General features: G+C 27.0%; 21 protein-coding genes, 1 other RNA gene and 1 pseudogene. 7 read left to right on the top strand and 16 right to left on the bottom strand.

Going from position 1 to position 22097, the window contains the following annotated elements:
* Positions 1 to 12 precede the first annotated feature (12 nt).
* Both rpsI and rplM read right to left on the bottom strand, forming a co-directional pair.
* A pseudogene (gene rpsI, locus BLBBOR_RS01150) lies at positions 13 to 391 on the bottom strand (30S ribosomal protein S9).
* 10 nt (positions 392 to 401) lie between these two features.
* Entirely contained in the window at positions 402 to 845 is a 444-nt protein-coding gene (gene rplM, locus BLBBOR_RS01145) for a 50S ribosomal protein L13 (protein WP_015370619.1), read from the bottom strand.
* Positions 846 to 1026: 181 nt separating this feature from the next.
* On the opposite strand from rplM, the gene dnaK reads away from it, so the two are divergent.
* Positions 1027 to 2931, top strand: a complete 1905-nt coding sequence (gene dnaK, locus BLBBOR_RS01140) for a molecular chaperone DnaK (RefSeq protein ID WP_015370618.1) — start codon at positions 1027 to 1029, stop codon at positions 2929 to 2931.
* A gap of 54 nt (positions 2932 to 2985) precedes the next feature.
* Here dnaK and BLBBOR_RS01135 read toward each other — a convergent pair whose 3' ends face one another.
* Genes BLBBOR_RS01135 through rsfS form a run of 4 tightly spaced genes read right to left on the bottom strand, consistent with a single transcriptional unit; the run spans position 2986 to position 6813 of the window.
* A complete protein-coding gene (locus BLBBOR_RS01135) occupies positions 2986 to 3651 on the bottom strand; it encodes a phosphatidylserine decarboxylase family protein (RefSeq protein WP_015370617.1) in 666 nt (221 codons plus the stop codon).
* Between the two features lie 13 nt (positions 3652 to 3664).
* Entirely contained in the window at positions 3665 to 4480 is an 816-nt protein-coding gene (locus BLBBOR_RS01130) for a phosphatidate cytidylyltransferase (protein ID WP_015370616.1), read from the bottom strand.
* Between the two features lie 12 nt (positions 4481 to 4492).
* Positions 4493 to 6454, bottom strand: a complete 1962-nt coding sequence (ftsH, locus tag BLBBOR_RS01125) for an ATP-dependent zinc metalloprotease FtsH (protein ID WP_015370615.1) — start codon at positions 6452 to 6454, stop codon at positions 4493 to 4495.
* 38 nt (positions 6455 to 6492) lie between these two features.
* Complete coding sequence (rsfS, locus tag BLBBOR_RS01120) at positions 6493 to 6813, bottom strand: ribosome silencing factor (protein WP_015370614.1); 321 nt, start codon at positions 6811 to 6813, stop codon at positions 6493 to 6495.
* Positions 6814 to 7025: 212 nt separating this feature from the next.
* Between rsfS and BLBBOR_RS01115 the strand changes: the two genes are divergently transcribed.
* Positions 7026 to 7697 (top strand): biotin--[acetyl-CoA-carboxylase] ligase, encoded by a 672-nt coding sequence (locus tag BLBBOR_RS01115; RefSeq protein WP_235043237.1) that lies wholly within the window; start codon positions 7026 to 7028, stop codon positions 7695 to 7697.
* Positions 7698 to 7740: 43 nt separating this feature from the next.
* Here the strand turns inward: BLBBOR_RS01115 and BLBBOR_RS01110 are convergent, their stop codons facing one another.
* The gene (locus BLBBOR_RS01110) at positions 7741 to 9504 is read right to left on the bottom strand and encodes a YidC/Oxa1 family insertase periplasmic-domain containing protein (protein ID WP_015370612.1); all 1764 of its coding nucleotides are present in this window, start codon (positions 9502 to 9504) and stop codon (positions 7741 to 7743) included.
* Positions 9501 to 11126 (bottom strand): CTP synthase, encoded by a 1626-nt coding sequence (locus BLBBOR_RS01105; protein ID WP_015370611.1) that lies wholly within the window; start codon positions 11124 to 11126, stop codon positions 9501 to 9503. Before BLBBOR_RS01105 ends, BLBBOR_RS01110 begins: the two co-directional genes overlap by 4 nt.
* Before the next feature lie 128 nt (positions 11127 to 11254).
* On the opposite strand from BLBBOR_RS01105, the gene ffs reads away from it, so the two are divergent.
* Both ffs and clpX read left to right on the top strand, forming a co-directional pair.
* Positions 11255 to 11357: signal recognition particle sRNA small type (gene ffs / locus BLBBOR_RS03200), an RNA gene on the top strand.
* Positions 11358 to 11386: 29 nt separating this feature from the next.
* Complete coding sequence (clpX, locus tag BLBBOR_RS01100) at positions 11387 to 12610, top strand: ATP-dependent Clp protease ATP-binding subunit ClpX (RefSeq protein WP_015370610.1); 1224 nt, start codon at positions 11387 to 11389, stop codon at positions 12608 to 12610.
* A gap of 3 nt (positions 12611 to 12613) precedes the next feature.
* Here clpX and obgE read toward each other — a convergent pair whose 3' ends face one another.
* The 3 genes from obgE to lpdA are packed head-to-tail and all read right to left on the bottom strand — an operon-like array spanning position 12614 to position 15611.
* Positions 12614 to 13612, bottom strand: coding sequence for a GTPase ObgE (gene obgE, locus BLBBOR_RS01095; protein ID WP_015370609.1), 999 nt, complete (start codon positions 13610 to 13612; stop codon positions 12614 to 12616).
* Complete coding sequence (locus BLBBOR_RS01090; protein ID WP_045118215.1) at positions 13612 to 14190, bottom strand: nucleoside monophosphate kinase; 579 nt, start codon at positions 14188 to 14190, stop codon at positions 13612 to 13614. The genes obgE and BLBBOR_RS01090 overlap by 1 nt, the downstream gene beginning before the upstream one ends.
* Before the next feature lie 32 nt (positions 14191 to 14222).
* Positions 14223 to 15611: a dihydrolipoyl dehydrogenase gene (lpdA, locus tag BLBBOR_RS01085; RefSeq protein WP_015370607.1), complete on the bottom strand. Its 1389-nt coding sequence runs from the start codon at positions 15609 to 15611 to the stop codon at positions 14223 to 14225.
* Between the two features lie 137 nt (positions 15612 to 15748).
* Between lpdA and fsa the strand changes: the two genes are divergently transcribed.
* Entirely contained in the window at positions 15749 to 16405 is a 657-nt protein-coding gene (fsa, locus tag BLBBOR_RS01080; RefSeq protein WP_015370606.1) for a fructose-6-phosphate aldolase, read from the top strand.
* Here the strand turns inward: fsa and BLBBOR_RS01075 are convergent.
* From BLBBOR_RS01075 to BLBBOR_RS01055, 5 genes are all read right to left on the bottom strand, one after another.
* Positions 16402 to 16713, bottom strand: coding sequence for a hypothetical protein (locus tag BLBBOR_RS01075; protein ID WP_015370605.1), 312 nt, complete (start codon positions 16711 to 16713; stop codon positions 16402 to 16404). The two genes, fsa and BLBBOR_RS01075, sit on opposite strands and share 4 nt — an antisense overlap.
* The gene (locus tag BLBBOR_RS01070; RefSeq protein ID WP_015370604.1) at positions 16710 to 17393 is read right to left on the bottom strand and encodes an outer membrane protein assembly factor BamD; all 684 of its coding nucleotides are present in this window, start codon (positions 17391 to 17393) and stop codon (positions 16710 to 16712) included. Before BLBBOR_RS01070 ends, BLBBOR_RS01075 begins: the two co-directional genes overlap by 4 nt.
* Entirely contained in the window at positions 17386 to 17898 is a 513-nt protein-coding gene (locus BLBBOR_RS01065) for a ferritin (RefSeq protein WP_015370603.1), read from the bottom strand. The genes BLBBOR_RS01070 and BLBBOR_RS01065 overlap by 8 nt, the downstream gene beginning before the upstream one ends.
* Before the next feature lie 20 nt (positions 17899 to 17918).
* The gene (gene dapA, locus BLBBOR_RS01060; protein WP_015370602.1) at positions 17919 to 18806 is read right to left on the bottom strand and encodes a 4-hydroxy-tetrahydrodipicolinate synthase; all 888 of its coding nucleotides are present in this window, start codon (positions 18804 to 18806) and stop codon (positions 17919 to 17921) included.
* Positions 18807 to 18938: 132 nt separating this feature from the next.
* Positions 18939 to 19211 carry an RNA-binding protein gene (locus BLBBOR_RS01055; protein WP_015370601.1) on the bottom strand — a complete coding sequence of 91 codons (273 nt, stop codon included), beginning with the start codon at positions 19209 to 19211 and terminating at the stop codon, positions 18939 to 18941.
* A 186-nt stretch (positions 19212 to 19397) separates the two neighbouring features.
* Here BLBBOR_RS01055 and pncB point away from each other — a divergent pair, with 186 nt between their 5' ends.
* On the top strand, positions 19398 to 20597 hold the full coding sequence (pncB, locus tag BLBBOR_RS01050; protein WP_148283263.1) for a nicotinate phosphoribosyltransferase: 1200 nt from the start codon (positions 19398 to 19400) through the stop codon (positions 20595 to 20597).
* Positions 20598 to 20686: 89 nt separating this feature from the next.
* Entirely contained in the window at positions 20687 to 22090 is a 1404-nt protein-coding gene (miaB, locus tag BLBBOR_RS01045) for a tRNA (N6-isopentenyl adenosine(37)-C2)-methylthiotransferase MiaB (RefSeq protein ID WP_015370599.1), read from the top strand.
* Positions 22091 to 22097 lie beyond the last annotated feature (7 nt).

The following is a 22097-nucleotide window of genomic DNA, read 5'->3' as shown; positions in this document are numbered from 1 at the left end:
TGTTCTGATTTTCTAACGTTTTGAAAACTGAAATTTTTTCCTTGCTTTTTTTTACCAAATTTTTTCTTTCAACTTCTCTAGAATCACGAGTTAAAAGGCCTTCATCTTTTAATAAGCTTCTATTATTTGAATCCAATTTACAAAGAGCACGAGATATAGCTAAACGAATAGCTTCAGCTTGACCGTTAAAACCTCCTCCATTAACTTTAATTTTTATGTTAAATTTTTTATTATCTATTTTTTTTAATGGATACAAAATTTTTCCGTGAACATTTTTTGGAAAATAATTTTCTAAGTTTTTAGAATTTATTGAAATAGATAATTTTTCTCCTGATTCTAAGTATACTCTAGCAAGAGATCTTTTCCTTCTTCCTATGGAATGTATTATCATTCTTAAAAGTTTATTTGATTAAAATAGGTTTTTGTACCTGATGTTTATGCTCTGATCCCTGATAAATATGAAGATTTTTAATTATTTGATGTCTTAAACGATTTTTTGGAAGCATCCCCTTAACCGCTTTGTAGATTAATAATCTTGAATCTTTATTAAAAACTTCTTTTACAGAGGAAATTTTCTTTCCTCCAGGATAACCAGTATAACGGACATATTTTTTGTAATTCCATTTTTTTCCAGTTAGTTTAATTTTTTCAGAATTAATCACAATAACATGATCCCCACAATCCACATTTGGAGAAAAACTAGGTTTATGTTTTCCTCGTATTCTTAATGCTACTTTTGAAGAAAAACGTCCAAGACACTGATGAGATGCATCCATTATCACCCAAATTTTTTCCTCAACAGAACTTTTTTTCCCATAAATAGTTTTAAAACTCAACGAATCCATTTTTCAATTTTAACTGTAATATAAGATTTTTTCAAAAAAAATTTAATATTAGTGACTTTTTGTCATATAAAAACTCAATTTCTTTATTGATGTAAAAGCTTATTTTTGTCATAGATTCTATAACTTCATTATGGCATAATGATTGGAGTGTGAAAGTTTATATGAAAAAAATGTAATAAAAATGAGTAAAATTATAGGAATAGATTTAGGAACAACAAATTCTTGTGTTTCCGTCATGGAGATAAATGATCCTGTTGTTATACCTAATTCAGAAGGAAAAAGAACTACTCCATCTATAGTAGCTTTTGTAGAAGGTGGAGAAAGAAAAATAGGAGATCCTGCAAAAAGACAAGCAGTTACAAATCCACAAAAAACTGTTTTCTCGATCAAACGTTTCATGGGGAGGATGTATTCTGAAATAACGGAAGAATTAAAACATGTTCCTTACAAAGTAGTAAAAGGAGGAAATAATACACCTCGTGTTGATATAGAAAATCGGTTATATGCTCCTCAAGAAATATCTGCTATGATTCTTCAAAAAATGAAAAAAACTGCTGAGGATTATTTAGGAAAAGAAGTGAATAAAGCAGTGATCACTGTTCCTGCATATTTTAATGACGCTCAAAGACAGGCTACTAAAGAAGCAGGAGAAATAGCTGGACTACAAGTAGAAAGAATTATTAATGAACCTACTGCGGCTGCATTGGCATATGGATTAGATAAAAACAATCAAAATAAAAAAATAGCGGTATATGATCTAGGAGGAGGGACTTTTGATGTTTCCATACTGGAATTAGGAGATGGAGTTTTTGAAGTTCTTTCTACTAATGGAGACACTCACTTAGGAGGAGATGATTTTGATCAAGTTATCATAGATTACTTCGCGAATGAATTTAAATCTAAAGAAGGAATAGATTTAAGAAAAGATCCTATGGCATTACAACGTTTAAAAGAAGCTTCAGAAAAAGCAAAAATTGAATTATCTTCTTCTACTCAAACAGAGGTTAATCTACCATACATTACAGCTACAGAATCAGGTCCAAAACATTTAGTTCTTACATTAACTCGTGCTAAATTTGAACAATTGTCTGAGAATTTAATACGTAGATCCATTAATCCTTGTACTAAAGCCTTGAAGGATGCTGGACTAACTACTAAAGATATTGATGAGGTTATTTTGGTAGGAGGATCGACTCGGATTCCTAAGGTTCAGGAAGGAGTTGAAAATTTTTTTCAAAGGAAACCATCCAAAGGGGTTAATCCGGATGAAGTAGTTGCTATTGGGGCGGCTATACAAGGAGGTGTTTTAACTGGAGATGTTCAAAACGTCTTGTTACTTGATGTAACTCCTTTATCTTTAGGAATTGAAACATTAGGCGGTGTTTTTACGAAACTGATTGAATCAAACACTACTATTCCTACTAAAAAATCAGAGGTTTTTTCTACAGCAGCAGATAATCAGTCTGCAGTAACTATCCGAGTAGGACAAGGAGAAAGACCTATGTTTAATGATAATAAGGAAATAGGGAGATTTGATTTAGTAGATATTCCTCCTGCTCCTAGAGGAACCCCTCAAATAGAGGTAAGTTTTGATATTGATGCCAGTGGAATACTTCATGTTTCCGCAAAAGATAAAGGAACAGGAAAAGAACAATCTATACGTATTGAAACTTCATCTGGATTAAGTCAAGATGAAATAGAAAAAATGAAAAAAGAAGCAGAAGAAAATGCTCAAAAAGATGAAAAAATTAAAGGAGAAATAGATAAATTAAATGTCGCAGATAATCAAATTTTTCAATCAGAAAAACAATTAAAAGATTATGGAGATAAATTATCTGATAATAATAAAAAAAATATAGAAAATTCTTTGGAAGAATTAAAACAAGCGTATTCTAAAAAAGATTTTTCGAAAATTGAAATTTGTATGAAAAAATTAAACGAAGCTTGGACAAATGCTTCGCAAGAAATCTACGCGGCTTCCAAAACAAAGAGTCATACAGATAATTCTGAAAATGAAGAAAAAAATAATAAAGGAAACAAAGGAAATGAGAATGTACAGGATGTGGATTATGAAGAAGTAAAATGAAACATTTTTTCTCTTTTTGTTAGAAGATTAGATTTAGAAAAAGGAGTAGAATTATTATTGTGGAATAATAGAAATAACAGTTTTTCCGCCAATTACTTTCTCTCCTTTTTTTATGAGAACAAAGGTATTTAACGGCAAATAAATATCTACTCTGGATCCAAACTTAATAAATCCAAATTCTTCTCCCTTTTTTGCTAGAGAATTTTTTTTTGCATAAAAAACTATACGACGGGCTAAAAATCCTGCTATTTGTCGAAATAGGATTTCTTTTTTTGTTCTCGTTTCTACCACAGTAGTGGTACGTTCATTATTTAATGAAGCTTTTTTATCCCATGCTAACCAGTATTTTCCTGGATGATATTTTGCATAAATTATTTTTCCAGATACTGGAAATCTATTTATATGAACATCAAAAGGAGACATAAAAATAGATATGCATATACATTTTTTCTTTATAAATTCGTTTTCCAAAGTTTTTTTTATTCCTATGACTTTTCCATCAGCAGGAGAAAGTACTTTACTTTCATCTTTATAATGACTTATAGATATTATTCTTTTAGGATTTCTGAAAAAAGAAATAAGAAAACAATACAACATAATAGAAAATGAAAAAATAAATAAATTAAGAAACTTAGAGAATAAAATAGCTGAAATAGAAACCCCTATTAATATTAGAATTAATGCATAGATTAAAAAAGGAAAACCTTCCTTATGAATCATAAAAATTCTTTTACTATAAAAAATGAGTAACCCCAGCAGCTATTGTAGCTATAATAGGTATTACAAATATAAAGCTATCTAATCTATCTAAAAATCCTCCATGTCCAGGAAACCAGATTCCTGAATTTTTGACACTATAAGATCTTTTAATAGTAGATTCTACTAGATCTCCAATAGTTGCAAAGATAGGGATAGAAATAGCTAAAATGAACCAATATTTTTCCCCCCATATCTTATATAAAAAGAAACCAAAAATCAAGCAAAAAAATAAACCTCCTATAAATCCTTCCAAAGATTTCTTAGGAGATATAGATACAGCTATTTTTCTCTTTCCCCACTTTTTTCCTATTAAATAGGATAATGTGTCATTAGTCCATATTAAAATAAAAGTTCCCAAAATTAATTTTCTTCCTCCATATATAGTATATATATAAGAAGCCAACAGAAAAGGTATAATTATGTATACGAAACCGAAAATTAAATGGCTGATTTGTGTGATTTTTTCTTTATGAGAAGAAGTTTTAGAAAATAATTGAATGGTAAAAAATATTATAGAATAAGGAATAAAACATATAATATATAAAATTAAACCTTCTTTTCTTAAAAAATCTAAAAATATAGAAAAAAGTATAAAAAATGAAGCTATTTTAATCAAAAAAGTATTCGTTTTTAAAATAACTAAAAATTCAAATAAACAAAAAAAAGATAATATCATCATCACAATTCTGAAAATCTTTTCTCCTTCTTTTATAGAAAAAATGATTAAAAAAACATAAATCAATCCGGTGAAAAATCTTATCAGAAAGTCTAATTTCTTTTTTTTCTTCATTAACAATATTTTTTAAGAAGAAGGAAGATTACTTACTGAAGTAAAAATATCTCCTAAATCCTCGGAAAAAGGTCTTTCTCCAAAAATTTTTTTCAAATCTTCCCTGAAGATCACTTCTTTTTCTAGAAGTTCATTAGCTAGCATAGATAATTTTTTTTCATTACTTTTTAATAGATTTTTTGCTCTTTGATATTGTTCAGCAATAATTTTCGAGATTTCTTCATCTATGATTTGTGCTGTTTTTTCACTATAAGGTTTTGAAAAAGAAAATTCACTTTGCCCCGTAGAATCATAATAAGAAATATTTCCAATTCTATCATTTAACCCAAAAATAGCTACCATAGATTGTGCTTGTTTTGTAACTCTTTCCAAATCATTCAATGCCCCTGTTGAAATACTGCTGAAAATAACTTCTTCTGCAGATCTCCCTCCTAATAGAGCACAAATTTCGTCTTTCATTTGTTCTGGAGTGGTAAGTTGTCTTTCTTCTGGAAGATACCAAGCGGATCCCAAAGATTTTCCTCTTGGGACAATAGTCACTTTGACTAAAGGAGCCGCATGTTCTAATAACCAACTTACAGTAGCATGTCCCGCTTCATGATAAGCTATTCTTTTTTTCTCATTTGGTTTTATTATTTTATTCTTTTTTTCCAGTCCTCCTATAATACGATCTATGGCGTCTAAAAAATCCTGATTTTCTATCTTGGATCTATTTTTTCTCGCTGCGATAAGAGCCGATTCATTGCAAATGTTTGCTATATCTGCTCCACTAAATCCTGGGGTTTGTTTAGCTAAAAAAACTATATCAACTTTATTAGATAATACAAGCCTTTGTAAGTGAACACGAAATATTTCTTTTCTTTCATTCAATTCCGGAAGATCTACTAATATAGTACGATCAAATCTACCTGGACGAAGCAACGCTTTATCTAATATATCAGATCTATTTGTAGCAGCTAACACAATAACATTTGTGTGAGTCCCAAATCCGTCCATTTCTGTAAGTAGCTGATTTAAAGTGTTTTCTCTTTCATCATTAGATCCTGCTATACTACTTTTTCCTCTAGCTCTTCCTATGGCATCTATTTCATCAATAAATATGATACAGGGATATTTATCTTTTGCTTTTTCAAATAAATCTCTTACTCTAGAAGCTCCTACTCCTACAAACATTTCTACAAAGTCAGAACCAGATAAGGAAAAAAAAGGAACTTTTGCCTCTCCAGCTACAGCTTTTGCCAATAAAGTTTTTCCAGTTCCAGGCGGTCCTATTAAAAGGGCGCCTTTCGGAATTTTTCCTCCTAACTTAGTATACTTTTGAGGACTTTTCAAGAATTCTACAATTTCTTGTACTTCTTCTTTGGCACCTTCCAAACCAGCAACATCTTTAAATGTGATTTTCACATTATCATTTTCATCAAATAACTTAGCTCTAGATTTTCCAATATTAAATATTTGCCCTCCAGGACCTCCTCCAGTAGCTCCAATTCTACGAAAAACAAAAACCCAGAAGATAATCAGCAAAATAAAGAATATCCCATAATCAAAAAAAAATTTTGTAATAGTATATTCTTGTTGATTTTTAAAATCAATAAGAGTATCCAGATTATATTTTTTTTTATATTCTTCAAATTTTTTCTGAAAAAACTGTAAATCTCCTATTTCAAATTCGTATTGTAAAGGATGCGAAATAAACTTCTTTTTGCGATCATTTTTTATTATATCATGTGGTGAATGAAGAATATCATGAGATGGCAAAAATTCTTTTTTTAAATAAACATGTACAATTTCCCTATGTTTTACTATAATTTTTTGTACTTCTCCTTTCATAAGAATATCAAAAAAAGTGTCCTGATCTATTTTTTTAGGATTAGAAAAAGAAGATTTAAAGAAAAATATCCCTAGAAATATGGCTAGTATAATTGCATATATCCAAAAAAAGTTGTTTTTACTTTTTACTTTTTTATCTATCATAGGTTTTCTTCATTTATTTAAATATAAATCAAGCATGGCTATAAATTTATTGTCCAAATATTTTCTATGTTATAATATAATCTGACTCTTTTTTGAAAAACATGTACAACAATAGAAACATAATCTATCAATATCCATTCTCTATTTTTTAAACCTTCTATATGCCAGGGTTTTTTTTTTAACTTTTCAATTGTAATCTTTTCTATGGATTTATATATAGCATAAACTTGATTTTTAGATTCTCCATTACAAACAACAAAATAGTCACAAACAAAATTATTTCTATTTTTTAAGTTTAAAACAGAAATATCTTCACCTTTTACTATTTGAATCCCTTCTATAATTTTTTTTAATAGCAAAACGGATTTTTTTAGTAGAAATATTCTAGTAATTTACTTGTTAAGCGTTTTTTACTAACTAACTCAAAAACAAAAATAAGGTTTTCACTTTAAAGAAGTTAAATTTTTCAACATAAAATATTTTGAAAAGATTTATTTGGCCAATATATTTAATTTTTCTACAAAAAGTAGATTCTACTAATCAATACATAAAAAGGAAAATTTCAAAATGTATGAATAACTGGACTGTTATTTGGTCCATGCATCAAACAAATGGAAAAGGAGTAGGTAATAATTTATGGGAAACAGAAAAAGAAAAAAATTTAACTTTCAGCATTTTTTTTAAATCGATTCCCTTATCTATTGATAAAGGATATGTAATGAATATGATTGTAAGTAACGCTATTCATAAAACTTTATTTAGTTATAGCGAATTCATTTGGATTAAATGGCCTAATGACATTATTCTAATGAACAAAAAAATAGGAGGAATACTAATTGAGAATAAAGTTCTTAATAAGAAAATACATACAACAATTATCGGAATAGGATTAAATGTTAATCAATTAAAATTTAATTCTAAATTTAAAGCTTCTTCTTTAAAAAAGATTCTTAACAAGGATTTTGAATTAGACAAATTATTTTATAACATAATTTATTCCATACAAAAAGAATATTTTCTTTTTACAATTCACGGAGAATCGGATATAAGAGATTATTACGTAAATCATCTTTATATGAAAGATAAAATCTCTTTTTTCTATATAAGAAAAAATATTCATTGTGAAATCAATGGATTTTCTAAAGGAATTATTCGAAATATAACAAGAAGAGGAAATTTAGTGATTGAATTTAACAAGAATAAAAATTTTTTTTTCTCAAAAGAAGTACAATTGATTTTTTAAAAATCAGAAATTTTTTCCATTCTTTTTTTTTTCATGATTTCTTTTATTCTATATTTCCAATAATGGCGTTTTTTTGGTTTTTTTGATTTTCTTGAATTTTCTGACGAATCTTATTTTCATCTAACAAAAATTTTTTAATAAAGAAAATTAAACCAATATTAATAATATTAGATATAAAATAATAAAGAGAAAGTCCAGAGGCATAACTATTTATAAATAAAAGCATTATGATAGGCATTAAATATAATATAAAAGGCATATCGGATGCATTATTTTGATTATTTAAAGTATCATTACTGCCTACGTTATTACTTAATTTTGTATAAACTAAAAGAGCAAATGAATACAATAATGTAAGTAAACTCACATGACTTCCATAAAAAGGAATAGAAAATGGTAACTCTAAAATAGAGTCATATGAAGTGAGATCATCCACCCACAAAAAAGATTTTCCTCTGAGATTAATCAAAGTTGGAAAAAATTTAAATAAGGAGTAAAAAATAGGAATCTGAAATAGAGCAGAAAAACATCCAGACATTGGGTTTATTCCTGCTTTTTGATATAATTCCATCATAGCCCTTTGTTTTTTTAATGGATCCGAATTCCTGAATTTATTATTAATCTCGTCAATTTCTGGACGAATCAACTTCATCATAGCGCTTAACTTATATTGTTTATAGGTTATTGGTGATAATATTAATTTCACTACAATTGTCATTAAAATAATGATTACTCCATAATTCAAATTTGTTTTTTCTAAAAATTGAAAAATTGCCAAAAAGAAATATTTATTAATCCATTTTAAAAAACCCCAACCAAATGGAATAATATTTTCTATTTGTTGATCAAACTTTTTCAATAAAGAAAAATCTATAGGTCCAAAATATAATTGAAAAGGGATATTTACTTCTTCATGTTCTTTTATCTTTAATAAAATATTAGATTGAATTTTTTTTAAAAAAACTCCTGAAGAAAAATTTTCAGAACGTATAAAAAAATCTTTTAAAGGTTTTTTGGTATAAAATTGTTGCAAAAATTGTTGTTTATAAGCTACCCAATTCAAATTATATATATTTTTTTCTTCCGATTTTTTTTCGGATAAAAATTGAATCTTGGAATGAGAATTCTTTTTGTAAGAATAATAAACTTGTGTGTAAGAATTTTCCCAATTTCTATCCTTTTCTAGGGAAAAAACTTTTTGTTCTAAATTAATTGAAATAGTTTTATTTCCTTTTTCAGGAAATAAATTCACTGTTCGTACATAAAAGCCTACATGGTATTGGGCTCCTTCACTTAAAGTGTATATATGATCTATAAAACCTACACCATAAGGATTATGAGCTCTCATTATAAGAATTATAAGTTTTCCTCTTTTCTGAAAAAAAAAAGGATGAAAATACAATGAGTTTGTAGTGATTAAATTTTTCTTAGAATGTTTATTATTAGAATTAACCCAAAAAATCATTTTATATAAAAAACTAGAATCTTTTATTAAGTAAAGATTTTTATTATGTGATAAATGAGTCAAATCATAAGCTTTGTATTTTTTTAAAAAAACTTCATCTATCATTCCTCCTAAACTAGAGATCCTTAGTCTTAAAACTTCATTTTCTAAAACACAATCCTTCTTTGTATTTTTTTTTGAAACGAAAGATGATTTATCAGATAAGGAAACTCTTTTTTCTGGAAATCTATTTGATATAAATTCTTTATCGCTATATGTGTTAAAATATGTAAAAACAGTCAAGATTAACAATATAAGAAATAAACCAATTGTAGAATTATAATCCAAATTTTTTTCCTTCATACATAATGATAATCAAATGATTTATGATTTTTAGAAATTTGTACAAAATAAGTAAACAAAGGATGAGGATGAGTTACTGTACTATTATACTCAGGATGATACTGAACTCCTAAGAAAAAAACATGATTATCTAATTCAATCGCTTCTACTAAACCTGTTTCTTGGTTTATTCCCACGGCTTTCATTCCAGCATTAGAAAAACTTTCTAAATAAGCATTATTAAACTCGTATCTATGACGATGTCTTTCAAAAATTTCTTTCTTTCCATAAATAGAAAAAATTTTAGATTTCTCTATTAAAGAACATTTCCAATTTCCTAGTCTCATTGTCCCACCTTTTTGCATTATATTTTTTTGTTCTTTCATTAAACTAATAACTGGATGAGATGTCTTTGGATTAGTTTCAGAACTTTCTGCTTTTTGTATTTTCAATACATTTCTAGCAAACTCTATTACTGCTATTTGCATTCCCAAACATATACCTAAAAAAGGTATTTCATTTTCTCTAGCATATCTTGCAGCTAGTATTTTTCCTTCTATCCCTCTATTTCCAAATCCAGGAGTAATTAAAATTCCAGAAATTCCTTCAAAATATTCTTTTATATTTTTTTCTTTGATCATTCCGGAATAAATCCATTTTATATCTACATAAGTTTCATTTTCTGTTCCAGCATGAATTAACGCTTCTGTAATAGATTTATACGAATCACGCAAAGAAACATATTTTCCAACTAGGGCAATTTTTATCCTACATTTAGGATTTTTATGTTTCTTCAAAAAAACTTTCCATTTTTTTAAATTTGGAGTAATCAAAGTAGACAAATTTAAATGATTTAAAACTACTTTATCAAAATTTTGTACATGTAATAAACATGGAATATCATAAATAACTTTAGTATTAATAGATTCAATAACATTCTCTGGTTTCACATTACAAAATAAAGCTAATTTATTACGAATACTTTTAGATATATGTTTTTCTGTTCTACAAATTAAAATATCTGCTTGAATTCCATTCTCCATTAAATTTCTAACAGAATGTTGTGTAGGTTTTGTTTTGATTTCTCCAGTTACTGATATATAGGGTAGTAAAGTTAAATGAATAACCAATCCATTGGATTCTCCTAATTCCCATTTCAACTGACGAACAGTCTCGATATAAGGAAGAATTTCTATATCTCCTACTGTACCTCCTATTTCAGTAATAATAATGTCATAATCATTGGATTTTTCAAGCTTTTTAATGCGTTTTTTAATTTCATTAGTTATATGAGGGATGACCTGCACGGTTTCTCCTAAATAATTTCCTTTTCTTTCATTATCAATAACAGTTTTATATATCATCCCAGATGTCACATTATTATCTTTTGTTGTTTGTTGGTCTAAAAAACGTTCATAATGTCCTAAATCTAGATCCGTTTCCGCTCCATCACTAGTTACAAAACACTCTCCATGTTCATAAGGATTTAAGGTTCCTGGATCTATATTGAAATAAGGATCCATTTTTTGAATTGTGACTTTATAACCTCTATGCTTTAATAACATGCCTAAAGAAGCAGATACAATTCCCTTTCCTAAGGAAGAAGTTACTCCTCCTGTAACAAAAACATATTTTGTTTCCATAAAAAATGTTGTGAAAAAACTCTTCCGTATTTTATAATTTCATTAGATTTCATTAGAAAAAATTCATATCGAATTGAAAACTTGGAATAAAAAAGAATTTATAATTTTTTTTATATTTGCCAAACTTGGAGCAAGTTCTACACAATCAGCTCCCTAGTCAAATCCTCCAGGGTGGGAACACAGCAAAGGTAATTAGGTAGTAGCGATGTGATGTAGATTCGCTTGCTCCTTTTTTATGTAAAAGGAATCTTGAAAAATTTATGGAAGATTCATTGAAATGCAATTTTTGTGGAAGAAGAAAAAATGAAATAACTTTCCTCATATCAGGTGTGAGTGGTCATATTTGCAATTTTTGTATAGAAAAAACATACTCCATAATTCACAGGAAATTTTCTACAGAAAAAGAAAAAAAAAATGTAGAAGAAAAAAAAATAATAGAAATAAAGAAACCAAAAGAAATAAAAAAATTTTTAGATAAATATGTGATAGGACAAAATGAAGCGAAAAAGGTTATATCTGTAGCTGTATATAATCATTACAAACGTGTAATTCATTTTCTTAATAATAAAGAAGAAAATAATGATGTAGAAATAGAAAAGTCTAATATTCTATTGATAGGAAATACAGGAACGGGAAAAACATTACTCGCTAAAAGTATTTCTAGGCTTTTAAAAATTCCTTTTACCATAGCAGATGCTACAGCATTAACAGAAGCAGGATATGTAGGAGAAGATGTAGAATCTATTTTAACTAGATTGTTGCAATCAGCAAATTACGATGTAAATTCCGCGGAAAAAGGAATTGTATTTATAGACGAAATAGATAAAATATCTAGAAAAAAAAATAATCCATCTCTCACCAGAGATGTATCTGGAGAAGGTGTTCAACAAGCTTTGTTAAAAATTCTAGAAGGATCAATTATTAACGTTCCACCACAAGGAGGACGCAAACATCCTGATCAAAAAATGATATCAATTAATACGGAAAATATCTTATTTATAGCTGGAGGGACCTTCGACGGAATAGAAAACATTTTATCTGATAGAATTCATCAATTTTCTATAGGATTCATTAATCCTAATAAAAAAAACAAAAATGAAAAAAATTTTTTGAAGAATATCACCGCGCATGACCTAAGAAAATTCGGATTGATTCCTGAACTTATAGGAAGGTTTCCTATTATTACTTACTTAAATTCATTAGACAAAATCATGTTAAAAAAAATATTAATAGAACCGAAAAATGCTTTAATTAAACAATATAAAAAACTGTTTGATTTAGATCAAATATCCATCGAGATTACAGATGAAGTTTTAGACATTATAATAGATAAAACCCTTGAATTAGGTTTAGGAGCAAGAGGATTACGTTCTTTCTGTGAAAAAATATTTGTAGACTACATGTTTAATATAGAAGAAATAAATAAAAATAAAATATTAAACATAGATAAAGAAATGGTCATAGAAAAATTCAATGGATTGTAGTCTTTATCTCTTTGCATTTTCCCTAACCAAACTCCATAATTCCGATTTTAGCTGAACAAGTCCATCTCTTGTAAAAGAAGAAATAAAAATAATATTTTCTTTTAAAAAAAGAAAATTTTTTTTTATTTCTTCTTTCGTTCTCTTATCAATTAAATCTGATTTAGAAACTGCTAACAAACGTTTCTTATTTAATAATTTCGGATTAAATTTTTTCAATTCATTTAATAAAGTTGAATATTCCATTTTATGATTTTCTGTATTTGAAGAAATTAAAAACAGCAAAATAAAATTACGTTCTACATGTCTCAAAAATTTATATCCTAATCCTTTTCCCTCCGAAGCTTTTTCTATAATTCCCGGAAGATCAGCAACTATAAATGAATCATAATTCATTTTAACTATTCCAAAATTTGGAATTGTAGTAGTAAAACAAAAATTTCCTATTTTTGGTCTTGCTTTTGTAATTTTGGATAGCAAAGTGGATTTTCCTGTATTAGGAAATCCAATGATTCCAACGTCTGCTAGTATTTTCAATTCCAAAATTATCCAATTCCCCTTAGTCTTTACTCCAGATTGCGCATAATAAGGAGATCTTCTTTTCGAACTCTTAAAAAAAGCATTTCCTTTTCCACCTATTCCTCCTTGGAATAAAACTTCTTCTTGAAAATTTCTAGTAATTTCTGCTAATATGTTCTGATTAACATCTTTAACGATAGTTCCTACAGGAACTTCTATGAATAAATCTTTCCCATTAGCTCCGGTTAAATTTTTTTTCCCCCCTGGAAAACCAGAATTTGCGATCCAATGTCTATTATATTTTAAATGAATAAATGTATGAATATTAGAATTTCCTCGCATAATAATATTTCCTCCTTTTCCTCCATCTCCACCATCAGATACTCCTCTCCTTATAGATCTTTCTCTATGAAAGTGTATTGCTCCTTTTCCTCCATCTCCACTTTTACAGTAAATCTTTATAAAATCTATGAAATTATCTTTCATCAAAAAAAATTCATGATTTTCTTCTTAATAAAAAGAGATACATTTTCTATAGAAGAAGAAGCTGGGACATTTACAATAATATTTTTCCATTTTTCTTCATTCCAAATACATGCAGTTTCTTTATTATATTCTTCTATCCTTCTTTGAACTGTTATAATATCCGTATCATCATCACGATAACTTGTTTTTCCTCTGTTCAATAATCTATTGATTAACAATTTTTTTTCAATAGAAAAATAAAAAATCACATCTATCTTTCCTATAGATTTCTCTTTTAATATTTTATCTAGAGAAGAAACTTGATTTTTTGTTCTAGGATATCCATCATAAATGATCCCCCTAGATGAAATATTCTTTTTTATTTCTACATTTAACATATTTATAGTAATGTGATCAGGAACTAATAATCCTTGTTTAAGATAATAACGAACTATTTTTCCCAAATTTGTTTTGCACTTTATATGATGTCTAAACATGACGCCAGTAGATAAATGAATGAATCCTAAATTTTTTTTTAAAATTTTTGCTTGAGTTCCTTTTCCACATCCTGGTGGACCAAATAATACTACATGTATCATAAATAACATATGAATCTTATACTTAGAAATTTTTATAAATGAATAGCTTTTCCATAAGCGTGAGCAACAGATTCTAAAATAGATTCACTTAACGAAGGATGAGGGTGAATGCATGTTATTATCTCATGATTTGTTGCCTCTAACTTTCTAGCAACCACTACTTCGGAAATTATATCGCTCACATGATTTCCAATCATGTGACAACCTAACCATTCATCATATTTATCATCAAAAATAACTTTAACAAATCCTTCCGTGTTTCCATCACAAACAGATTTTCCGATAGCACTAAAAGGAAATTTTCCTATTCGAATTTTATATCCTTTTTCCCTAGCTTCTTTTTCTGTATAACCTACTGAAGCAATTTCAGGTAAGCAATAAACACATTTAGGAATATTGTTATAATCTATTTTTTGAGGATTTAATCCTTTTATATTTTCTATACATACAATGGCTTCATGTGATGCAACATGAGCTAAAGAAGGTCCTTCTATTACATCTCCAATTGCATAATATCCATCCACATTAGTTCTATAATTTTCATCTACAGAAATAAAACCTTTTTTAGTATAAATTCCTACTTCCTCTAGTCCTATGAACTCAATATTGGATACTGTTCCAATAGCAGAGATAACTATATCTGCTTCCAAAAGAAAGTCTCCATCAATAGTATGAATATCAGCTACAATTCCTTTATTCGAACAATTAATTTCTTTTACAAAAGAAGAAACATAACATTGAATTCCTATTTTCTCAAAAGAAGATTTTAATTGATCAGATATTTCCTCATCTCCATTTGGAAAAAGTTGAGAACATTGTTCTATAATGGTGACTTTTGATCCCATGGAATGATAAAAATAAGAAAATTCTAATCCAACAGAGCCAGATCCAATAATAATTATTCTTTTAGGCAAAAACGGAAGAGAAAGAGCTTCTTTATATCCTATTATTTTTTTTCCATCCTGAGGAATTTTTTTATCTATTCTAGATCTAGATCCCGTGGCTATGACAATATGAGAAGCGTAAAATTCTTCAAATTTTTCTCCATTTCTAAAAATATCAATTTTTTTTCCATTTTTTAACTTAGCGTTTCCATAAATAACATGAATTCCATTTTTTTTCATTAAAAATGATAGACCATTTCTCATTTTATCCACTACTTGTCTACTTTTAGATATGATTTTAGAAAAATCGATTTCTAATGGATTTTTTATTCCAAATAAATCCTTATTTTCCCTTATTTTTTGTAATTCTTTAGCAGTATTCAAAAGAGATTTAGTAGGAATACATCCCCAATTCAAGCAGACACCACCCAAAGATTCTTTTTCAATCAAAGCTGTTTTCATTCCTAATTGCGCTGCACGTATGGATGCCACATAACCTCCAGGTCCACTTCCTAAGACAATAACATCAAAATACATAATATTTATGTTATTCAATAACAATGATAAATTTACGGATTTTTATTTATCAATTTTTAACGAACGAAGAAATCCATTGTTGAGAAATATAACTTTTTTTTTCATAAATTTGTTCTTTAGCATTGTGTTTTACAATTATGAAATTTTTTATAGATACAGCTAATTTAGAAGAAATTAAAAAAGCTAAAGCATTAGGAATATTAGATGGGGTCACAACTAATCCTTCTTTAATATCTAAGGAATCTATTGATAAAGAATCAATAATGAATCATTATGTATCTATTTGTAATCTTTTAGAAAATGAAGAAGACTTGAGTGCAGAAATAATTAGTACAAATTATATGGATATGATTCAAGAAGGTGAAAAACTTTCACTTTTGCATCCAAAAATTGTAGTAAAAATTCCCATGTGTGAAGAAGGAATTAAAGCTATAAAATTTTTATCAAAAAAAAATATTAAAACTAATTGTACTCTTGTTTTTTCCATAGGACAAGCTATTCTAGCAGCAAAATCTGGTTCCTATTATGTATCTCCATTTTTAGGGAGACTAGATGATATATCATATAATGGATTGAATTTGATAAAAGACATTAAGAATATTTATGAAAATTATCATTTTGAAACAAATATTTTAGCCGCTTCAATACGTCATCCATTACATATCATAGAATGTGCTAAAATAGGAATTCACGCAATTACTTCTCCTTTAAAAGTTATATGCGATCTTACAAAACACCCACTTACGAATATTGGACTAGATAAATTTTTGGAAGATTATAAAAGAAAATTTTAATTAATTTTTATTTTTCTATCTAACAGATATTGAATAGAAATAGAAGTAGGCTTGGGAAGTTTTTCATAAAATATGGAAAGATTTATTTGTTCTTTATTCTCAAAAATCTCCTCTAAATTATTTTTGTTCATAAGATTAAATTCTTCCAATTTTTTATCTAAATCTCCTTTAATCCAATAATTAATTTTTTCACTAATTTTCTCTAAAATACAAATAGTTTCATATATATTTTTTTCAGATTTTTTTTCCAATTCTATACGATCTATAGTGATTGTATCTATTGGAGCATTAATTTCTTTGAAATTCATAATTTCAATAATTCTTTATAATATGTTTTCAATTTTTTTATTTTGTAATGAGAATCAGGATATAATTTTACATATTTTTGATAGGCTTCAAAGAAATCTAAGGCTTTTTCTTTGTTTTCTGCCATTTTATATGTAATAATACAAGTTTTGTATAAAGCTTTTTCTTTATAGATACTTTTTGGATATTTTTTGACAAAGTCCTTAAAGTAAATTGAAGCCGCCTTATATTTACGCATAATGAAATAAGTGTTAGCTATATAATAATCTCTTTTTTCAAGTTTTTTTATCAGTTTGACTATAATATTCCTAATTTCTTGTATTTTTTGACTATTTGGATATTTTGTGATAAATTGATTTAAAGTATCAATAGCTGCATGAGTTTTTGCCTGATCCAAATCAAAATTTAATGAATGAATAAATTCATTAAATCCACGGTCAAATAAACGATCTTCTTCCGAATTATGACCATTAAAATTAGAAAGATCCTTTTTTGAAAAAAAATTCCAATTTTTGAAAACATTTTTCAATATTGAAATTTCATTTTTAGAAAAATTAGAATTGGAAGGATTTCTATGAAAAAAAGAAGTAAAAATATGACTATCATAATTTTTTAATACATGTTGGTCTTTGTAACAAGAAAATATTATAAATAATGATAAAAAAATTATTTTATTATTCACGATTCAGATGAAAATTTTTTATATCTCGATCAAATAAATATAATCCAGCCTTATCTTTTTCAACTAATTTGATCTTAGATAAGATCATTTTAGTCAAAGCTTCTTCTTCTATTTGTTCTTCAACATACCATTGCAAAAAATTATAAGTAAAATAATCTCTTTCTTGTAAAGATAATTCTACTAAAGAATTAATTTCTTCAGAAATTATTTTTTCATGTTCAAATAATTTTTGAAATAATTCTTTTAAAGAATTATACGAAACATTCTCAATGATAGTTTTTTCCATAAAAGCATCTGCATATCCACCTCTTTTATTAATATATCTTATTAATTTTAACATATGTTTTCTTTCTTCATCCGAATGATCATATAAAAAATTAGAGATTCCCTCCAAACTCTCATGTTTGCATTCCACCCAAGATGCCATAGATAAATATAATTGAGAAGATTCTAATTCTCTATTTAATTGTTTTTTTAAACCTATCTGTATTTTTTCACTGAACATGATTTATACTATTTTTGATATTAATTATTTGAGTTATATAAATTTAACTCCTTTTTTATTTTTTTCTCTAGAAAAGAAGTTCCATTTATCAATGGCAATCTGACATAAGAATTACATATTTTTAGAACTTTTAATAAAGTTTTAATTCCCGTAGGGTTTCCTTCTTCATAAATCAGTTCAATCATATTGATTATCTTGTAAAAAATGGAGAAAGCTTCTTGAATCTTATTTTCTTTTGCTAAAGATACCATTTCAGAAACTTCTTTTGGAAATCCTTGAGCAATCACTGAAATCACTCCATCTCCTCCTCCTAATATTACAGGTAAAGTAATAAAATCATCTCCTGATATTAAACTGAAACTTTTTGGTTTTTTCTCAATGATTTTATAAGATTGTAAGAGGCACCCAGAAGCTTCTTTTATTCCTATTATGTTCTCAAAATCATTAGATAATCTAATAACTGTGTCTGGAAGAATATTAGTTCCAGTTCTCTTAGGGACGTTATAAATAATTATTTTAGCATCCGTATTATTGACAATAGATTTAAAATGCTGATATATTCCTTCTTGAGAAGGTCTATTATAATATGGAGAAACAGAAAGAATTGCAGAAAAATCGTCCAAATTTATATTCTTTATTTTTTCTATAATGTCTTCTGTATTATTTCCCCCTATACCTAATATTAAGGGCAATTTTGTCTGATTAATATTTTTAACGCATTCAATTATATTTTTTTTTTCTTTCTTTTTTAAAGTAGACGTTTCAGCTGTAGTACCTAATACTACTAAATAATCTACTTTTTTTTCTGCGACATGTTTTACAATTTTTTCAAGCCCTTCGAAATCAATTTTTCCATCTCTTTTAAAAGGAGTAACCAACGCTACACCTGTTCCGTATAATTTTTTCATATATTAGTTTACTACATTTGGTATAAATATCGTTGTTATTTCATATTGAAAAATCATTCACTCTTTATTTTTTTTCCATATAATAAAAAACAGATGTAGACGTAGATGACGTAGATAATAAATATTAAGAATTTAATAGTCTTTTTTCGCTCTTGGTCTCGCTGCAGAAACAATAATATTTCTTCCCATAAATTCTGTTCCATTTAATTTTTCTATAGCCTGTTTTGCGTTTTCTTCATTAGACATTTCTATAAATCCAAAACCTTTGCTTCTTTTATTAGATGTAGATTCATCAAAAATAATTTTTGCATGGGTGACTTCTCCTATAGATTCAAAATAGTTTTTTAATTCTTGTTCTGTCATCTCATAAGATAAATTTCCAACGTATAATTTCGTATTGTCCATATTAAAAATAAATTGTTTTAAAAGCAAATTTAGAGAAATATTTTTTCTAAAAAAGAAAAATATTCTACTTAAATAAGTTTTTTAATTCTATAAAAAAAAGTACTATTCAGATTAAATTTCTATGAATAATAATTTATTAAAAATCTCAAATATTTTATCTTAAAAAATTTTTAAGAATTCCAAAGAATGCATTTGATGAAAATGAAAGAATTCCCTATTGTATGGTCTTTATTAGACAATGACTTTTACAAGTTTACTATGCAAAATGCTATAATAAAATTATTCCCCTCAGCAAAAGCAAAATATGAATTGATTAATCGTGGAAAACACTCTTTTCCAAAGGATTTTTCCAAAATATTAAAAAATCATCTAAAAAAAATGTCTAACTTAAAATTATCAAATAAAGAAAGAATTTTTTTAGAAAAAAACTGTCCTTACTTAGACTCTTCTTATTTAGATTATTTAGAAAAATACCAATACGATCCAAAAGAAGTTAATATATCTCAGAATGGAAAAAATATACAAATCTATATAGAAGGATTATGGAGTAGAACTATTTTATGGGAAGTTCCTTTAATGGCAATAATATCTGAATTGTATTATCATTTGACAGGAGCAAAACGTATTTCCAATAATAAGATTATTTTTCTAACAAGAAAAAAATTAGCCGAATACAAAAAGTTAAATGTTAAAATCGGAGAGTATGGAACTAGAAGAAGATATTCTTATGAAGTTCAAAAATTAGTTTTGAAAATTCTCAAAGAAGATGGAACTCCTTTCTTTATGGGAAGTAGTAATGTTCACCTATCTCAAGTTTTTTCCATTAAACCTCTTGGAACCCATGGGCATGAATGGGTGATGTTTCATGCAGCTAAATATGGGTTCAATATAGCTGATCGAATAGCTATGGAAAACTGGTTAAACATATATGGGAGGAATCTAGGAATTGCCTTATCCGATACATATACCTCTTCTATATTCTTCAAAAATTTCGATAAAAAACTAGCAAATATCTTCGAAGGAATTAGACATGACAGTGGAAATCCTATTTCATTTATTAATGAAACTATAAAACATTATAATAGATTTAAAATAAATCCTTTGAAAAAAAAAATTATATTTTCTGATAACCTAGATCCATATAAAGTAGCTAGTATTTCCTCTTTTTGCAAAAAAAGGATAAATCCATTTTTTGGAATAGGAACTAATTTTACTAATGATGTAGGACCACCTTCTATGAATATAGTCATAAAAATGGTAAAAGCTCTACCGGAAAAAAAATGGATATCGGTTGTGAAACTCTCTAATGTGGAGGAGAAATCCACAGGAGACAAAAACATGATTCTTTTGGCTAAAAAAATTCTTCATCTTCCATTTCCATCCTAAAATTTCAAGGATATTTTTCAATTATGACATAATGACATTTTATTTTTTTACCTTTATTATAATCATTCATAAATAATTTTATAAATGAGATGAAAAAAAATTTTTTAAGCACATTAAAAACTCCATTTTTCTATTATATAGAAAGTTATGGCTGTCATATGAATACTTCTGATACTGAAATAATAATTTCAATCCTATCAAAAAATGGATTTTTATTAACAAATAATTTAAAAAAAGCTCATATTATCCTACTCAATACATGTGCAATACGGAAGAAAGCAGAACTATCTATTGAAAAAAGATTAGATAATTTAAGATATTTAAAATCAAATAATCAAAAAATTCCATTATTTGGGATTCTTGGATGTTTATCAAAATCAGAAAAATATTCAAATCTAATAGATTTTTCTATAGGTCCAAATTCTTATAGAAAGATACCTGATATCATTCGTTTAGTTATGATGAATGATGAAAAAAAAATAAAAATCCATTTTTATTATCTGATAATCAAGATGAAACATATGAAAATATTAGTCCCTATCCATAATAAAAAAAAGATAACCACTTTTTTAAGTATAACAAGAGGATGTGATAATATGTGTACGTTTTGCATAGTTCCTTTTACAAGAGGAAGAGAAAGAAGCAGTAGTCCATATTCTATAATTAAAGAATGTGAAAACTTATACGAAAAGGGATATAAAGAAGTAACTCTGTTAGGTCAAAATGTAGATTCTTATCTTTGGTTTGGGGGTGGTTTAAAAAAAAAGATAAAAATAGATAATAGCAACGAAAAAATAATTGATTTTTCAAGACTTTTGGATTTATTAGCTTCAAAAATACCATTTATGCGAATTCGATTTTCCACATCTAATCCTCATGATATGTCTGATAGAGTGATAGAAGTTATTTCAAAACATTCTAACATATGCAAACACATTCATTTACCAGTTCAATCAGGAAGTAATAAAATATTAAAACTGATGAATAGAAAATATACCATAGAAAAATATCTTTCTCTAATACAGAAAATTAGATCTATAGTCCCTGAATGTTCTATTTCACATGATATTATAACAGGTTTTTGTAATGAGGAAGAAGAAGATCATCTAGAAACTATTAGCTTAATGAATAAAGTGAAATATGATTATGGGTACATGTTTTCTTATTCTCCTAGGCCTGGAACCTATGCTTATAAAAAATTAAAAGATAATGTTCCAGAAAATGTAAAAAAAAGAAGATTAAAAGAAATTATTGATTTACAAAGAATTCATTCTATTTTTCGAATGAAAAAATATTTGGGAACAATACAAGAAGTTTTAATAGAAGGAAAATCCAAAAAAAACAATCAAGATTGGTATGGACGGAATACGCAAAATATTGTGGTAGTTTTTCCAAAAAAGCTATCAAAGATAGGAGAAACAGTTTTTGTGAAAATAACTAATTGTACATCTGCCACATTAATAGGAAAAATAGATGACAATGAAAATAAATAATAAAATC

It is taken from the genome of Blattabacterium sp. (Blatta orientalis) str. Tarazona, from assembly GCF_000334405.1.
Lineage (GTDB): Bacteria > Bacteroidota > Bacteroidia > Flavobacteriales > Blattabacteriaceae > Blattabacterium.
The sequence above is the reverse complement of the archived record's forward strand: the minus strand, read 5'-3'. Positions and strand labels throughout refer to the sequence as shown.

Bases quoted from the DNA above. Each gene is read 5' to 3' on its own strand.
- BLBBOR_RS01105 (WP_015370611.1), bottom strand. From the start codon at position 11,126: ATGGAAACAAAATATGTTTTTGTTACAGGAGGAGTAACTTCTTCCTTA.
- ftsH (WP_015370615.1), bottom strand. From the start codon at position 6,454: ATGATAGATAAAAAAGTAAAAAGTAAAAACAACTTTTTTTGGATATAT.
- BLBBOR_RS01110 (WP_015370612.1), bottom strand. From the start codon at position 9,504: ATGAAGGAAAAAAATTTGGATTATAATTCTACAATTGGTTTATTTCTT.
- lpdA (WP_015370607.1), bottom strand. From the start codon at position 15,611: ATGTATTTTGATGTTATTGTCTTAGGAAGTGGACCTGGAGGTTATGTG.
- rplM (WP_015370619.1), bottom strand. From the start codon at position 845: ATGGATTCGTTGAGTTTTAAAACTATTTATGGGAAAAAAAGTTCTGTT.
- dapA (WP_015370602.1), bottom strand. From the start codon at position 18,806: ATGAAAAAATTATACGGAACAGGTGTAGCGTTGGTTACTCCTTTTAAA.
- BLBBOR_RS01135 (WP_015370617.1), bottom strand. From the start codon at position 3,651: ATGATTCATAAGGAAGGTTTTCCTTTTTTAATCTATGCATTAATTCTA.
- obgE (WP_015370609.1), bottom strand. From the start codon at position 13,612: ATGAAAGATAATTTCATAGATTTTATAAAGATTTACTGTAAAAGTGGA.
- clpX (WP_015370610.1), top strand. From the start codon at position 11,387: ATGGAAGATTCATTGAAATGCAATTTTTGTGGAAGAAGAAAAAATGAA.
- BLBBOR_RS01115 (WP_235043237.1), top strand. From the start codon at position 7,026: ATGAATAACTGGACTGTTATTTGGTCCATGCATCAAACAAATGGAAAA.
- pncB (WP_148283263.1), top strand. From the start codon at position 19,398: ATGCATTTGATGAAAATGAAAGAATTCCCTATTGTATGGTCTTTATTA.
- dnaK (WP_015370618.1), top strand. From the start codon at position 1,027: ATGAGTAAAATTATAGGAATAGATTTAGGAACAACAAATTCTTGTGTT.
- BLBBOR_RS01075 (WP_015370605.1), bottom strand. From the start codon at position 16,713: ATGAATTTCAAAGAAATTAATGCTCCAATAGATACAATCACTATAGAT.
- BLBBOR_RS01065 (WP_015370603.1), bottom strand. From the start codon at position 17,898: ATGTTCAGTGAAAAAATACAGATAGGTTTAAAAAAACAATTAAATAGA.
- fsa (WP_015370606.1), top strand. From the start codon at position 15,749: ATGAAATTTTTTATAGATACAGCTAATTTAGAAGAAATTAAAAAAGCT.
- BLBBOR_RS01130 (WP_015370616.1), bottom strand. From the start codon at position 4,480: ATGAAGAAAAAAAAGAAATTAGACTTTCTGATAAGATTTTTCACCGGA.
- BLBBOR_RS01055 (WP_015370601.1), bottom strand. From the start codon at position 19,211: ATGGACAATACGAAATTATACGTTGGAAATTTATCTTATGAGATGACA.
- miaB (WP_015370599.1), top strand. From the start codon at position 20,687: ATGAAAAAAAATTTTTTAAGCACATTAAAAACTCCATTTTTCTATTAT.
- BLBBOR_RS01090 (WP_045118215.1), bottom strand. From the start codon at position 14,190: ATGATACATGTAGTATTATTTGGTCCACCAGGATGTGGAAAAGGAACT.